16 protein-coding genes are annotated in these 14,821 nt (G+C 41.8%); 9 read left to right on the plus strand and 7 right to left on the minus strand.

What is annotated here, in order from left to right; genetic code table 11:
• Positions 1 to 17: 17 nt before the first annotated feature.
• Genes B0O44_RS06915 through B0O44_RS06925 form a run of 3 tightly spaced genes read right to left on the minus strand, consistent with a single transcriptional unit; the run spans position 18 to position 2,353 of the window.
• Positions 18 to 704: a class I SAM-dependent methyltransferase gene (locus B0O44_RS06915; protein ID WP_110828542.1), complete on the minus strand. Its 687-nt coding sequence runs from the start codon at positions 702 to 704 to the stop codon at positions 18 to 20.
• A 37-nt stretch (positions 705 to 741) separates the two neighbouring features.
• The gene (locus B0O44_RS06920) at positions 742 to 2,139 is read right to left on the minus strand and encodes an MBL fold metallo-hydrolase RNA specificity domain-containing protein (RefSeq protein WP_110828545.1); all 1,398 of its coding nucleotides are present in this window, start codon (positions 2,137 to 2,139) and stop codon (positions 742 to 744) included.
• Positions 2,140 to 2,146: 7 nt separating this feature from the next.
• A complete protein-coding gene (locus B0O44_RS06925) occupies positions 2,147 to 2,353 on the minus strand; it encodes a YtxH domain-containing protein (protein ID WP_110829181.1) in 207 nt (68 codons plus the stop codon).
• An 88-nt stretch (positions 2,354 to 2,441) separates the two neighbouring features.
• Here B0O44_RS06925 and B0O44_RS06930 point away from each other — a divergent pair, with 88 nt between their 5' ends.
• The 5 genes from B0O44_RS06930 (at position 2,442) to tsf (ending at position 5,566) form a co-directional block, all read left to right on the plus strand.
• Complete coding sequence (locus B0O44_RS06930; protein WP_110828547.1) at positions 2,442 to 2,816, plus strand: hypothetical protein; 375 nt, start codon at positions 2,442 to 2,444, stop codon at positions 2,814 to 2,816.
• Positions 2,817 to 2,939: 123 nt separating this feature from the next.
• Entirely contained in the window at positions 2,940 to 3,383 is a 444-nt protein-coding gene (gene rplM / locus B0O44_RS06935) for a 50S ribosomal protein L13 (RefSeq protein ID WP_110828549.1), read from the plus strand.
• A 16-nt stretch (positions 3,384 to 3,399) separates the two neighbouring features.
• A complete protein-coding gene (gene rpsI, locus B0O44_RS06940) occupies positions 3,400 to 3,786 on the plus strand; it encodes a 30S ribosomal protein S9 (RefSeq protein ID WP_110828551.1) in 387 nt (128 codons plus the stop codon).
• An 18-nt stretch (positions 3,787 to 3,804) separates the two neighbouring features.
• Entirely contained in the window at positions 3,805 to 4,626 is an 822-nt protein-coding gene (gene rpsB, locus B0O44_RS06945) for a 30S ribosomal protein S2 (RefSeq protein ID WP_108552452.1), read from the plus strand.
• A gap of 103 nt (positions 4,627 to 4,729) precedes the next feature.
• Positions 4,730 to 5,566: a translation elongation factor Ts gene (gene tsf, locus B0O44_RS06950; RefSeq protein ID WP_110828554.1), complete on the plus strand. Its 837-nt coding sequence runs from the start codon at positions 4,730 to 4,732 to the stop codon at positions 5,564 to 5,566.
• 56 nt (positions 5,567 to 5,622) lie between these two features.
• Here the strand turns inward: tsf and B0O44_RS06955 are convergent, their stop codons facing one another.
• The gene (locus B0O44_RS06955) at positions 5,623 to 6,909 is read right to left on the minus strand and encodes a M16 family metallopeptidase (RefSeq protein WP_110828556.1); all 1,287 of its coding nucleotides are present in this window, start codon (positions 6,907 to 6,909) and stop codon (positions 5,623 to 5,625) included.
• Positions 6,910 to 6,916: 7 nt separating this feature from the next.
• On the minus strand, positions 6,917 to 8,284 hold the full coding sequence (locus B0O44_RS06960; protein ID WP_110828559.1) for a M16 family metallopeptidase: 1,368 nt from the start codon (positions 8,282 to 8,284) through the stop codon (positions 6,917 to 6,919).
• A gap of 153 nt (positions 8,285 to 8,437) precedes the next feature.
• Here B0O44_RS06960 and nagA point away from each other — a divergent pair, with 153 nt between their 5' ends.
• The 4 genes from nagA (at position 8,438) to B0O44_RS06980 (ending at position 12,772) form a co-directional block, all read left to right on the plus strand.
• Positions 8,438 to 9,556: an N-acetylglucosamine-6-phosphate deacetylase gene (gene nagA, locus B0O44_RS06965; protein WP_110828561.1), complete on the plus strand. Its 1,119-nt coding sequence runs from the start codon at positions 8,438 to 8,440 to the stop codon at positions 9,554 to 9,556.
• A 23-nt stretch (positions 9,557 to 9,579) separates the two neighbouring features.
• Positions 9,580 to 10,287 carry a UMP kinase gene (gene pyrH / locus B0O44_RS06970; RefSeq protein WP_110828563.1) on the plus strand — a complete coding sequence of 236 codons (708 nt, stop codon included), beginning with the start codon at positions 9,580 to 9,582 and terminating at the stop codon, positions 10,285 to 10,287.
• 40 nt (positions 10,288 to 10,327) lie between these two features.
• Positions 10,328 to 10,891: a ribosome recycling factor gene (gene frr, locus B0O44_RS06975; RefSeq protein ID WP_110828565.1), complete on the plus strand. Its 564-nt coding sequence runs from the start codon at positions 10,328 to 10,330 to the stop codon at positions 10,889 to 10,891.
• A gap of 129 nt (positions 10,892 to 11,020) precedes the next feature.
• Complete coding sequence (locus B0O44_RS06980) at positions 11,021 to 12,772, plus strand: ABC transporter ATP-binding protein (protein ID WP_110828567.1); 1,752 nt, start codon at positions 11,021 to 11,023, stop codon at positions 12,770 to 12,772.
• Between the two features lie 21 nt (positions 12,773 to 12,793).
• On the opposite strand, the gene B0O44_RS06985 is transcribed toward B0O44_RS06980, so the two are convergent.
• Together B0O44_RS06985 and B0O44_RS06990 are read right to left on the minus strand one after the other, a co-directional pair.
• The gene (locus B0O44_RS06985) at positions 12,794 to 14,071 is read right to left on the minus strand and encodes an MFS transporter (protein ID WP_110829182.1); all 1,278 of its coding nucleotides are present in this window, start codon (positions 14,069 to 14,071) and stop codon (positions 12,794 to 12,796) included.
• Positions 14,072 to 14,180: 109 nt separating this feature from the next.
• Complete coding sequence (locus tag B0O44_RS06990) at positions 14,181 to 14,816, minus strand: thiamine phosphate synthase (RefSeq protein ID WP_110828569.1); 636 nt, start codon at positions 14,814 to 14,816, stop codon at positions 14,181 to 14,183.
• Positions 14,817 to 14,821 lie beyond the last annotated feature (5 nt).

Genomic DNA, 14,821 nt, shown 5'->3' on the forward strand with positions numbered 1-14,821 from the left:
AAAAGCAGGCCAGGGTTTTAGCTCCTGGTCAGGCGGACAAGGTACTGTCCATATTCATCTTCCAGAAGGAGCTGGCTGTTCCATCCACATTCTTTGGATACTAAGGCAAGACTTTGCTGATCGATGTATAACCAATTGAACCAATTTCCTTTTTTATGACAGTACTGGTATTGATAGGCAACTTCCCCGTAATATTTGTTGTCCGGAAATGTGGTGTGCTGATATAAATAAGCAATATCTGAACTGTCAAAAATGAGTTGCCCGTCTTTTTTTATAAAGGATGCTGCTTTTACCAAAAAGTTCTTTAAACCAGAAATCGTTCCAGTCACCCCAATGCCGTTCATTAAGAAAAGAAGGGTGTCGTACTGAATGTTTTCCAGGGCCAAAATATCCTTTTCCAGGATGTTTTTTACACCCCTTTGTTTCATAATGGAGACCGCTCCGGGAGAGATGTCCAGGGCAGTCACTTCCTTTTTCATTTGCTGTAACAATAAAGCATGACTGCCGGCTCCGGCTCCCAGGTCTAGCGTATGTCCTTTACAAAGATCAAGGGCTTTGAGTTCCATCTCCGGCATATCTTTTTTATTTCTGAAAAAAATATCCAAAGGCATTTCCTCTGGCTCACCATAAGAATTGTGCAACCACAGAATTTCTGCTGAACCCTTTATAAACTGATCCTTTAAAGCTTCTCCGAAAACATCCATCTTCCAAAGGTAATTATGATCTTTGGAAGATGGAAAATTACAGGCTAAATTCCTGGTGCAGTTCCGGAATCTCCACCTGCCTAAAGCCGTGACTGACCAACCTTTCGGCGAAATGCTGTTGTACTTTATATTCCCCGTGAACCAGGAACAGTTTTTTGACCTGCTGGGGTTGTTGACAGGATAAGAAATGAAGCAAGTCTTCATAATCACCATGTGCGCTCATAGAACGGATAGATTTTACCTCGGCGACCACATCGTAAGCTTCCCTGAACATATATACCGTTTTGTTTCCGGCAAGCAATTTTCCGCCCAGGGAATTGGGTTCGCAATAACCCACCATTAAAATGGTGTTTTTCTGGCTGCTGATGTTGTTGCGGATGTGGTGCCGTACCCTTCCGCCTTCTGCCATTCCTGAAGCGGAAATGATTACGCAAGGTCTTGGGTCATTGTTGAGTGCTTTTGACTCTTCGACACTTTCAATAAATTTAAGGCCTTTAAAGCTGAAAACATCGTGATCGGTCTTCATGACTTCCTTGACCCCATTATTGTATACTTCCGGATGGTTTTTTAAAACCTGGGTGGCTTTTTCCGAAAGTGGACTGTCCACATAGTACGCGACATCCGGTAATTTATGTTTGAGTTCGAGTCCGTTTAAGGCATATAAAAGTTCCTGCGTACGTCCAACACTAAAGGCGGGGATAATGACCTTGCCCTTTTTGATGTTGCAGGTCTGGTTGATGATTTCATAGAGCATGTCCTCTATAGGGTCAAGGTCTTTATGGAGGGAATCTCCATAAGTTGACTCCATGACAATATAATCCGCCTGTGCAAAACGCTGCGGGCTTTTTAACAATAAATCTCCGTAGCGGCCTACATCGCCACTGAATGTCAGTCTGGTTTCTGTTTCATTTTCTTTAATGGTCAGGTGGACAGCTGCACTTCCAAGAATATGTCCCGCATCACTAAGGTTTAAAGAGATTTCCGGACTGATTTCAAAATCCGTATTGTAGTCCACGACCTTAAAAAGGGCCATGGCTTTTATCACATCCTCTTCTGTATACAAGGGCTCCTCGGTTTCCTGTCCGGGACCCCTTTTTTTATTCAGATAGGCTGCATCCTGCTCCTGGATCTTTGCTGAATCCAATAAAAGGATCCGGGTGAGGTCCATTGTTGCAGGCGTGCAGTAGACATTGCCCTGAAAGCCTTCGGCAACCAGCCGGGGCAATAGACCACAATGGTCTATATGCGCGTGGGACAAAACCATGCAGGTCACAGTCGCCGGGTCAAAGCCAAAGTAGCCATTGAGTTTGTCTGTTACTTCACCCATACCCTGGAACAATCCACAGTCCAGTAATATTTGCACGTTGTTGTTTAGGGTAATGAGGTGTTTGCTGCCGGTTACTACCCTGGCTGCACCATGAAAAGCAATTTTCATCGGCTGACTAAGCGTGTACTTTGGAAATGGAATCCTTAACAGAGTCGGCTACATGGGCCAGTTTGTCTTTTGAAGAATCGATAAGGTCTGCAAACCAGTCGGTTACACTTTCTTTCAGGTCCTCTCCTTTATCTGTTGATAATATTAAAGCTATAGCCGCGCCTAAAGCAGCTCCTGCTAACAGGCCGGCGATGATTTTGGTTTCTTTTGTCATGATCTTAAATTCTAAAATTTCTTGCTTAAGGTAAACAAGTATTGGCATTTTTAGTTTTTATATTTAAAAAAAAGAGCCTTTTAAAAAGATGTTAAAATTCCTCAGTGCTTTCAATTTAATGGCTGGTACACTTTATTTTTTATGTTATTTGTCTGGTGGGGGGATATACGCCATTTCAGGTAACCTGGCTGTGCTGATTTTTAATGGAGCGGCACTTTACGGTCTGGAAAAAGGAAGGCATAAATGGAATTTGATCCAATACCTCAGTGCACCGGCTTCGATGTTGTTTGTGCTTTTTTTGTTTTACAGTTCGTGGTACCTGGCCCGTTCTGCAATAGAAACATCTTTTGCCACCAGGGCGCTATGGCTGCTGTTAATTTTTAGTGTGGCATTTGGATTATTGATTTTTTTTCAGTTGCTGCTGACGATCAGGCTTGCTTTTAGAGGGGCATCCGGAAAGTGATTTTTACAGAATATTATATTCTTTTTATTTAAGCATTTGATTATTAAAAGATTTCTATCTATCTTTGCAGTCCCTAAATTTTAGGGGCAATAAATAATTTATTAACAAATTAAATACAAGCAAGTGAATACGTTAAGTTACAAAACTGTCTCTGCCAATGCTAAAACTGTTAACAAACAGTGGGTTGTTGTTGATGCACAAGGCGAGATTTTGGGGCGCTTGTCATCGAAGATCGCAATGATCATCCGTGGAAAAAACAAGCCTGAGTATACCCCACACGTAGACTGCGGTGATAACGTGATCGTTATTAATGCAGACAAGGTAAAATTGACCGGAAATAAATTCAGCGAGAAAGAATACATTTCTTACACTGGTTATCCAGGTGGTCAGCGTTTCATCTCTCCAAAAGAGTTAATGGCGAAACACCCAACACGTGTTATCGAGAAAGCCGTTCGTGGTATGTTACCTAAAACAAAACTTGGTGCAAAATTATACACCAACCTTTTTGTTTATGCAGGGCCTGAGCATCCGCACGCAGCACAATCACCAAAAACCATTACACTTTAATTAAAGGAAGAAAGAAATGTCAGTTACTAATACTTCAGGAAGAAGAAAAACTGCTGTTGCACGTATCTATTTAAAAGAAGGCAACGGCTCCATTACCGTAAACGGTAAAGACCATAAAGTATATTTCCCAACACTACCTTTACAATACATTGTTAACCAATCTTTAGAAGTTGCTGAAGTTGTTGGACAGTATGATGTTACTGTAAATGTTGCTGGTGGTGGTATCAAAGGTCAGGCAGAAGCTGTTCGTTTAGCTATTGCTAAAGCTATTGTTGAATTAGATGCTGAGAAAAAACCAGCATTGCGCGCTAAAGGGTTAATGACCCGTGATATGCGTATGGTTGAGCGTAAGAAACCAGGACGCAAGAAAGCACGTAAGAAATTCCAATTCAGTAAACGTTAATCTTAAGGAGACAACACAATGGCAAGAACAACATATCAAGACTTATTGGATGCAGGTGTACACTTTGGTCACCTTACCCGTAAATGGAACCCAAAAATGGCGCCCTACATTTTCATGGAGCGCAATGGTATCCACATTATAGATTTAAATAAAACTTTAACTAAAACCGAAGAAGCTGCTTCTGCGATTAAACAAATCGTGAAATCAGGTCGTAAGATCTTATTTGTAGCGACTAAGAAACAAGCTAAAGAAATCGTTGCTGAGCAAGCAAAAAAAGTAAACATGCCTTTCGTAACTGAACGTTGGTTAGGTGGTATGTTAACCAACTTTGCTACCGTACGCAAGTCCATCAAAAAGATGTCTAACATCGATAAAATGACTAAAGACGGTACCTATTCGATCCTTTCTAAGAAAGAGCGTTTAATGATTCAGCGTGAGCGTATCAAATTGGAAAGCTTACTAGGTGGTATTGCGGATTTAAACCGTTTGCCGGCTGCTATCTTTTTAATTGATGTTAAAAAAGAACATATCGCTGTAAGTGAAGCGTTGAAATTGAACATTCCAACTTTTGCAATGGTTGATACCAACTCTGATCCTTCAAACATTGATTTCCCTATTCCGGCGAATGACGATGCAACTAAATCTATCTCTTTAATTACTGATGTCATCATCAAAGCAATCGAAGAAGGTTTAGATGAGCGCAAACGTGAGAAAGATGATGAAGCAGAAAAAGAAGCTGTAGCTGCTAAAGCTGCTGCTGATGCTCCTGAAACTGCTGCACCAGGTGAGAGAAGAAAAAAAGTAAGCGCTGAATCTGAAGAAGGTACAAGCGAAGCGTAAATAATATAATTTTGGGTTGTATGTTGTGCGTTGCGGGTTCTACTACAACAAACAATATACAACCCATATTTTTTTATACATAAAACTTAAAAAGGAAACAAAAATGTCAGTACAAATTACTGCTGCAGATGTAAATAAATTACGCCAACAAACCGGTGCCGGTATGATGGATTGCAAAAAAGCATTAACAGAAGCAAACGGCGATTTTGAAGCAGCCGTTGATTACTTACGTAAAAAAGGTGCTAAAGTAGCTGCCAGCCGTCAGGACCGTGATTCTAACGAAGGTGTTGTCATTGCTAAAGCTACAGCGGACGGTAAACGTGGTATCGTTATTGAATTAAACTGCGAAACTGACTTCGTTGCTAAAAATGCTGATTTCGTTGCTTTAGGTAACAAATTTGCTGATTTGGCTATTGAGAAAAACCCTTCTTCTTTAGAAGAGTTATTGGCTCTTGAAGTTGATGGTCAGAAAGTTTCAGATATCATCGTTGAAAACACTGGTAAAATCGGTGAGAAAATCGGTATCTCTAAATTCGAAATCGTAACCGCTGAAAAAGTTGTTCCTTATATCCACGGTAACTACCGTCTGGGTGTATTGGTTGGCTTAAACCAAAATGTTGCCGGCGTGGAAGAAGCAGGAAAAGATGTGGCGATGCAAATTGCTGCAATGAACCCTGTTGCTTTGGATAAAGGAGATGTTGATGCAACAACTATCGAGCGTGAAACTGAAATCGCTAAGGAGCAAATCCGTGCTGAAGGTAAACCAGAAGAAATGGTTGAAAAAATCGCTGCCGGAAAATTGAATAAATTCTATAAAGACAGTACTTTATTGAACCAGGAGTTTGTTAAGGATTCATCTAAAGATGTTCGTAAATTCTTAAATGATACTTCTAAAGATTTGACTGTTACTTCATTTAAACGTGTACAGTTAGGTTCTTAATCTAAATAGATCATGAAAAAAGAGGGCACCGAAAGGCTGCCCTCTTTTTTTATGATCTATTCTTGAAAGGTAGCTTTTCCAAGCTGCTCGTCACCGAGATAAATCCAGATGGCCCCTTTGAGGTATGCGTTAAGGGCTTTTGACATATCTTCAAGAGTGACCTTGTTGATGGAGGCAATCTTATTCTCCTCTATTTTGTAATCCCCGAATATTTCTGCCAGGCCAAGATCTGCTACGATGGCCTCAGAGCTTTCCTGGTGCCGATAATACTTTCTTTTATGGTCTTTTTTTAGTCCATCAAGAAAGGCCTGGCTGTAGTTGCCCGACCGGATGCTTTTATATACTTTGATCATGGCCTGGTAGGCTTTTTTAGGTTGGGTTGTACTGACGTACATGGACATATAAGGTATTTGCTGTAACCTGATGTTTGCGCCAGGGGAATAGGAAAGGCTTTGTTTTGTTCTCAATTCATAAAAGAGGTTACTGCTCAAAGCATCAATGCCCAGCATAAAAGGTAAAAAGTCAGGATTGTTCATGGCCGGGGCGTTTAACACACAACTCATGTAATTGGTCGCTAAATCCCTTTGTTCAGTGAATAATTTTTCACCTTCCAGTAATTTTTGTTCATACACTGGAGCTGTATAAGGGGCTGCCGGAAGTGTACCCAGCACGCTGAGTATTTTTTTTTCCAGTGCCTCTTTTGTGATTTTTCCGGCAACCACCAGAAACATTCTGTTTTTATTTAAAAGCTTCTGGTAATAATAGTCTTTAACCTGCTGTACGCTGAAATTTGCTACCGTCTGCTCCGTTCCTACTGGATCTGTGCTGTAGGGGTCGTCCTGAAAAAGGGCATTCATAGACAATTTGTCTACTCTGCTTTCCGGATCTGCATTCTGATGATAAATACGTGCAATTGTTCTTTCTTTAGCGGCTTGAAATTCAGACTGCTCAAAGGTAGGGTTTGCAATCGCCTGGGCAAAAAAGTCCCAGGCCTTATCCAGATATTTTAAAATACAATCCATACCTATGGTTCCATAATCTGTTGTGGAGGAACCTTTGATTTCAATGCCGAATTCATCATTGAGTTCTTTGTAATCGCTAGCACTGTACTTTTTTGTCCCCCCTGTAGCGGCAGAATTGAGTGTGAGGTTTTCTATGCCGGCTTGCCCGGGCGGATAATTCATCACTCCTCCCCTGTAAAACATTCGCATGCTTACGGTTTCTTTTTCAGTTGGCCTTAAGATAACTTTCAGGCCGTTAACCGTAAAAGTAATGGCTTTATCCTGTGCCCTTAGGGGCAATAAAAAGAACAAGAAAATTGGAATTAATATAAAACGCTTCATGTGTGGTTTAGTTTGCTGGTTTAAAGAATTCCTGTGGCTTTATATCACTGATCATCGATTTATTAAGCAGTAAACCGGCACAGTATGGTTTGTCTTTGATGTATTTTTTTACATAATCAACCAGGTCCTTTCTGGTCACCTTATTTAGATTTTCTTCATATTTGGTATAATAATCTATAGATGCAGAAGCCCACCAGAAAGAAAGTAAATGTGCATAATCCGAAGTCACTTCACTTCGTTTAACCTGTTCTATGGAAAGCAGTCGTTTGGCTCGTTCTATTTGCAGGTCCGACAGGTAGGTATCCTGGTCCCAAAGAGAAATTTGTTTTAAAACCTCTTGGTAGCATTCCCGAACCTTGGTTGGGTTTGGATTGACCATCAGGCTAATGGGGCCGGTATATTTCTGTGTATAGTAGTTGACATCTGCCTCGAGTGCAAGGCCTGAATCTATTAAGGCTTTTTTCAGTTTTGAGCCATTTTGATTCAAAATAAAGGAAAAGACGTCTGCGGCGTAGGTTGCGGGTAAATCTTTACGGGTATCCGGACCATGCCAGCTGATGAGCAAATAAGGTATGGGGGTCTTTTCTGATTCTACAATATAATAGTCTTGTTTTTCCAGAGGCTTGAATTCCGGGATGGGCCATTTTTTGAAAGGATCATAATCGGGGGCCTTCCAGTTGCCAAATATACTTTCAGCATAATTCAGGGCTTCTTCTGCCTGGACATCCCCGGCAATGATCAGCACAGAATTGTCGGGCCGGTAATACTTGTTTTTTATAGAGTCCATTTTCTCGGGTGTAGCAGATAGAATGACCTCGTGGTTGCCGATGACATTTTTCCTGGAATAATTGGCCCCCCACATGTGCCTGGAGTTGGCCTCAATGAGCGGATAAATAGGGTCTGATTCGTGTCGGGTGAATTCAGCATTAACCACTTCATTTTCTTTTTGCATTTCCACTTTTGTGAACCTTGGATAACGAATGGCCGAGTTCATAAACTTTAGTCCAGGCTTTAAATTTTCTGTTGGAAGGGTAAAAAAGTAATTGACAACCTCTTCCCTGGTTGTCGCATTCGAAGAGATTTCAAGTTCATTGCTTTTTCTGGTAAAGCTTTCATAATCGGGATAATCCTTGTTTGCTGAAAAGAACAGGTGCTCATAGAGATGACTGAGCCCGTTAAACTCATTTGTTTCTGTAAAAGAGCCATTTCTACAGGCAAATTCGAGGGTAACCAAAGGGACGGTATGATCGGTAACCACAATGAGCTCAAGACCATTTGCCAGTTTTTTTAAATGAATATTTCCGGGAACAGCTTGTTGTGAAAAGGAAAAAAAAGGTAGTAATAACCATGCAGCGATGAAGTATCTGGAGCGCATAAATTGAATTTTTTTCTAAACATATGAGAATCTGTTAGAATTTATCCTAAGAAAGAAGAAAAAAAATCTTTTTAGAATAAAGCTTAAAGCTGGTGCAGGTTTTGTACGTAAATTTAAACCGGACACAAATCACAAAGGTTAATTTATCTGCGCATGATCACCATAAAAAACTGTAAACTTTTTAAAGGAGCTGAACTTCTTCAGCAACAGCATATTTCAATAGAAAATGGATTTATTACAGAAATAGGAACTGAAATTCCTGAAAAAGGAACTGTTATAGATGCCAAAGGAAGTTATGTACACGCTGGTTTTATAGAGCTGCAGATTTATGGCAGTGGGGGCAACCTTTTTTCGGCTTACCCTTCCAAAGAAACGTTACAACAGATGGATGCAGACCTGATCAGTAAGGGAACCACAGGATTTATGGCTTGTGTGGCCACAAATACGATGCAAGTAGTGTATGAGTGCATCGATGCTGCGAAAGCTTATCGTAACGAAGCTCAGGGCTTTTTGGGCCTGCATCTGGAAGGTCCTTATCTGAACCCCAAGCGATTGGGCGCCCATGTGCCGGAATATGTGCACAAAGCAAGCTTAGAGGAAGTTAAAAAACTGGTAGAATATGCAGAAGGCAGCATCCGGGTCATGACCGTTGCAGCGGAACTTCAGGATGTGGCTGTTATTGATTATCTACTGGAGCAGGGTATCATTTTGTCTTTGGGGCATAGCGATGCAAATTTTGAACAGGCTACCGCCGCTTATGATAAAGGTTTCAGGACCACCACACATCTTTTTAATGCAATGCCGCCCATTCACCACCGCTCACCCGGCTTACCTGTCGCTGTATTTAGCCACCCGGCAGCAATGGCCAGCATTATAGCTGATGGGAATCATGTCGACTTTGAAGTCATAAAAATGAGTTATAAGCTGATGAAAGACCGGCTCTTTCTGATCACCGACGCGGTAACCGAATGCGGCATCGGACCTTATCAGCATCAGCTCAGGGGAAATAAATTTACAACCCCAGATGGCACTTTGTCCGGTTCCAGTATTACGATGCTGGAAGCCGTAAAAAATTGTGTGGAATATTGCGAAATTCCTTTGTCTAAGGCACTGGATATGGCATCCCTTCATCCGGCAAGAGTGATTAAAACAGATCATTCTTCAGGGAGTTTGGCCGTTGGTAAAAAGGCAGATTTAATTTTTCTGGATGATGAACTGGCTTTGCAAAAAGTGTTTATTGGCGGAGTTGAACATTTGATCCACAGAAATTAAAACAAATAGCTATTTTTGGCCTCATGAAGTATAAAAGGATCCTATTAAAATTAAGTGGTGAATCGTTGATGGGCGATAAACAGTACGGAATTGATAATGACCGTGTTAGGCAATACGCAGAAGACATAAAAGCGGTTCATGCCCAAGGACTGGAAGTTGCCATTGTCATCGGCGGTGGTAATATATTCAGAGGTTTGAGTGCTGAAAAGTCAGGAATGGACCGGGCTCAGGCAGATTACATGGGTATGCTGGCAACGGTAATCAATAGTATGGCACTTCAGGATGCTTTAGAAAAAGTAGGCTTAAAAACCAGGTTGCTTACGGCCATTAAAATGGAACAAATCTGTGAACCTTTTATACGCAGAAGAGCGGTAAGGCATTTAGAAAAAGGCCGCGTGGTTATTTTCGGTGCAGGAACCGGTAATCCGTATTTTACTACAGATTCTGCAGCTGCCTTAAGAGCCATTGAAATCAAGGCAGATGTGGTGCTCAAAGGCACAAGGGTAGATGGTATTTATACTGCAGACCCGGAAAAAGATGCTTCAGCAACAAAATTTTCTGAAATTTCCTTTAAAGAAGTTTATGCAAAAGGATTAAATGTAATGGACATGACTGCCTTTACCCTTTGCGAAGAAAATGAACTTCCAATTATTGTGTTTGATATGAATAAACCAGGTAACTTTATGAAAATTGCCAGGGGCGAAGAGATCGGAACACTCGTAAAAGGCTGATTTTAAATATTTTTATATTTTTGCACAAACAATACAAATTATGAATGACCTCATAAAGAAACAATTACAAGATGCTCAGGCAACAATGGACAAAGCGATTGCCCATTGCGAATCTGAGCTGACCAAAATTCGCGCGGGAAAGGCTTCTCCGGGTATGCTGGATGGTATTATGGTCGATTACTATGGTAATCCAACGCCGCTTAGTCAGGTAGCAAGCATCAATACACCTGACGCGCGTACTTTAATTATTCAGCCCTGGGAAAAAACTTTATTGACACCTATAGAACGTGCGATCTTAGAGGCCAATATTGGAATTAATCCTCAGAATGACGGGATCGTGATCCGCCTGGTTGTTCCTCCCCTGACCGAAGAGCGTAGGAAGGAACTGGTAAAAAAAGTAAAAGAAGAAGCAGAGCGGGGAAAAATAGCCGTAAGGAATATTCGTAAAGACGCCAATGAGAAAATCAAAAGGCTTAAAGGCGAAGCGGTTTCCGATGATGAAATTAAAACCGGTGAAGGTGAAGTTCAGAAAATTACAGATGCGTACATCATTAAAGTAGATAAACACGCAGAGGTAAAAGAGAAAGACATCATGACGGTATAACCGTACCGATTATAATATGGTTGTAATTAAAAGGGAATATGGCGCAAGCTATATTCCCTTTGTTTATTTTTGAAGCCCGAATCTTTTATATCGCCGGATTTCGGGGAACTAACCATTCGACAAAACAAAATGAAATTATTGCTTCAGTACCTGAAAAAACATCGCTGGGTGGTCGTTCTGGCCCTTTTTCTGGCGTCTATTAATATAGGTTTTTCCCTGTTGGACCCTTATATCACAGGCAGGATCGTAGATCGTTTTATTGAAAAAAAGGATGTTCTTTCCAGAAATGAATTTGTTTGGGGGGTGCTTGGCCTGGTGGGACTTGGTGTTGGGGCTGCTATGGTGTCCAGGATTGCCAAAAATTTCCAGGATTATTTTACCAGTATTATTGTTCAGAAAGTGGGTGCGCAGATGTATGCAGATGGGTTGAAACATTCTTTGGAACTCCCCTACCAGGTATTTGAAGACCAGAGAAGTGGTGAAACACTCGGCATCCTGCAAAAAGTGAGGTTGGACAGTGAGAAATTCATTACCTCTTTTATCAGTATCCTGTTTGTAAGCCTCATCGGGATGGTTTTTGTGATTGTCTACTCTGTAACGGTAAGTTATAAGGTAACCTTGATTTACTTCTCCGCCATACCAGTAATCAGTTTTGTCAGCTGGTTTTTGAGCCGGAAAATCAAAACGATTCAAAGGACTATTGTGGCTGAAACAACAGCCCTTGCAGGTTCTACCACAGAATCCCTCCGGAATATAGAACTCGTGAAAAGCCTTGGTCTTGCCAATCAGGAGATTGAAAGATTAAACAGGACGACTTACAAAATCCTGGGCCTGGAATTGAAAAAGGTTAAATTTGTCCGGAGCATGAGTTTTGTGCAGGGGACAACGGTTAATTTTGTCCGGAGCACAATGGTGGTGGTTTTGCTCATTCTGATCTTTGAAAATACCATTTCTGCCGGGCAGTATTTTTCCTTTTTGTTTTACTCGTTTTTCCTGTTTGGGCCTTTACAGGAACTTGGAAATGTGATCTTGTCCTGGAGGGAAGCTGAAGTTTCCCTGGGGAATTTTAAAAGAATTTTAACCACACCCGTAGACGTGAAACCCGTAAATCCGGTGAAACTGGATAAAATCACTAAACTCTCTTTTTCGGATGTCAACTTTCGCCATTTAACCGGCCGGACAAATGCGCTGAACAACATTAGTTTCAGTACAAGGAACGGAGAGACCATTGCTTTTGTGGGGCCTTCGGGTTCTGGAAAAACAACGCTGGTAAAACTACTGGTCGGTTTGTATCAACCGATGGAGGGCGAGGTTTACTATAATGAAGTTTCAGCCAGGGAAATTGATCTCGACCAGCTCCGTGAAAGGATTGGCTTTGTCACCCAGGATACCCAGTTGTTCTCGGGAACGATCAGGGAGAACCTGCAGTTTGTTCGTCCTGCGGCGACCGATGAAGAATGCATGCGGGTATTGCAGCAAGCGGCTTGTCATAATCTTTTGGCAAGGGCAGATAAAGGTCTGGATACGGTCATTGGCGAAGGTGGGGTAAAGGTATCTGGTGGTGAAAAACAAAGATTATCTATTGCGCGCGCCTTATTGAGGAAACCGGATATCCTGGTTTTTGATGAAGCGACCTCTTCTCTGGATTCCCTCACTGAGGAAGAAATCACTGGAACGATCAGAGAAATTTCAGAGCAAACCAGTCATATGACCATTTTGATCGCCCACAGACTTTCTACCATTCGTCACGCAGACCGGATTTTTGTTTTAGAAAGGGGCCACATTATTGAACAGGGCCGGCATGAAGACCTTTTGGAAGAAAAAGGTTTGTATTTTGCCATGTGGAGACAACAGGTCGGTGAACGTGCAGAACATGTTTAGCAACGGTTTTTTACCCGGTTGTCAGACTTTTCTATCACTAATGTCCTGTAAGGTCAGGCCCAGCAGGCTTTTGGTTTTGGTGTAAGTGATTCCTGCAACCAGTATGGTCATGCAGCCACCAAAAACTACAGCAGGGACAGTCCTCATCAATTTGGCTGTTAGCCCCGACTCAAAAGCTCCGATCTCATTGGAAGAACCGATAAACATGCTGTTTACTGCGGAGACCCTTCCGCGCATTTCATCGGGGGTCAACAGTTGCATAATGGTAGAACGGATCAGCACGCTGACGCTGTCAAAAGCTCCTTCAGCAAACAGAAATACCAGCGTCAGGTAAAAGTTTCTGGAGAGGCCATAGCAGATGATGCTGGTGCCAAAGCCAACCACAGCAATGAGTAGGTTTCTCCAAGGTTTGTTCATCGGGGAAATCCGGGTCATGACAAACATGGTCAATACTGCGCCGGCAGAAGCAGCAGCCCGCATAAAACCCAAACCTTCAGAACCTACTTTAAGAATATCATTGGCGAAAACAGGCAACAGGGCAACTGCTCCACCAAAGAATACAGAAAAAAGGTCGAGGCTCATGGCCCCAAGCATCATTTTGTTTTTAAAAACAAAATGAACACCTTCTTCCAGGCTTTTCATAATGTTTTCTTTCATCTGAAAAACCGGAGGGTGTTTTTTCATAAAGAAAATACAGCTCAAGGCAATGAATAGAAAAAAGAGAATGACAGAGTAGGTAACGGTCACCCCAAAAAAAGCATAAATCATTCCCCCTGTTGCAGGTCCCAGAATAGAAGCTGTCATGTAAGTAGAACTGTTCCAGGTACTGGAATTCGGATAGAGTTTTTTAGGAACAATTTGTCCCATCACAGAGAAGGCCGCCGGGCTGTAAAAACCACGTGCAATTCCAATTCCAAAAACCATTAAATACATGACCGGGACAATATAGCTGACCGGAACGTAGCTGTGCATCTGTGGTAAGGTAACCAGGGTCATGACCAGGGAACAAATAAAAACACTGATGAAAATCTTTAACAGCAATCCCCTTTTCTCAGATTTATCTGCAACATAACCACCATATAGCGCAATTCCAATAGAGGGGATGGCTTCACATAAGCCAATCAGGCCAAGTGCCAGCGGATCTTTTGTTAAATGATAAATATGAAAACCGATAATGACGGCCTGCATCTGATAGGCAAAGGTGAAAAAGAAGCGCATGCCCATATAGGACCTGAATTCCCTGAACCGCAAGGCGGCATAGGGGTCCTGTTTATCTGCAATCTGGGAGTCTTTCAATATGGAAATTTTGTAAACAAATGTAGTTCCCGAAAAATTAAAGAACAATCATTTAAATGTAAGAAACGGTTTGAAAATGAAATCAAACAGTTTCTTACATTTTAAAAAGCATTTAGCGGACCACCTTTTGGTAGAAAGCTTCGTAGGCCTCCCTGAGGTCGGGAGCCTGGTTAATGGCTGCTGAAACAGCGACGCCAAATATCCCGGTTTGCATCAGGTCCTCCACATCATCCAGTTGTATCCCTCCCACGGCAAGCACCGGTAATTCCAGGTCAAGACTTTTTAGCACTTCTACAGCCTTATGGTAACCTTCCAGTCCAAGCAGAGCGGCGTTATTAGGTTTTGTAGTTGTAGTACTAAAAGGGCCAAATCCGGCGTAATCAACGCCTTCTTTATACAAGCGGATTAAACCTTCAATGGTATTGGAAGAACCACCAAGGGTAAACGCTTCTCCAAGCTGCCTGCGCAGGGCGATAAAATCGGCCTGCATATCTTCGATATGGAAACCTTGTATATCAGCTTTGTCTTTCAGGTTGATGTGATCAGTAACGATCAACGTTGCGCCCCAATCATCACAAATTTCTGCAATGCGGTGAATGTCTTTTAATAATTCGTCCTCATTTTTGCTCAGGCACCTGTATTGTATCCATTTTGCCCCGGCGCTGCAAGCCACCTCAACTTGTTGGATGTGGCTGAGCCCAGGAATATCATGGGTTATAAACTGTAATTTTTCTATAAATTTTTTCACCGGAC

The organism is Pedobacter nutrimenti (genome assembly GCF_003208655.1).
Taxonomy (GTDB): Bacteria; Bacteroidota; Bacteroidia; order Sphingobacteriales; family Sphingobacteriaceae; genus Pedobacter; species Pedobacter nutrimenti.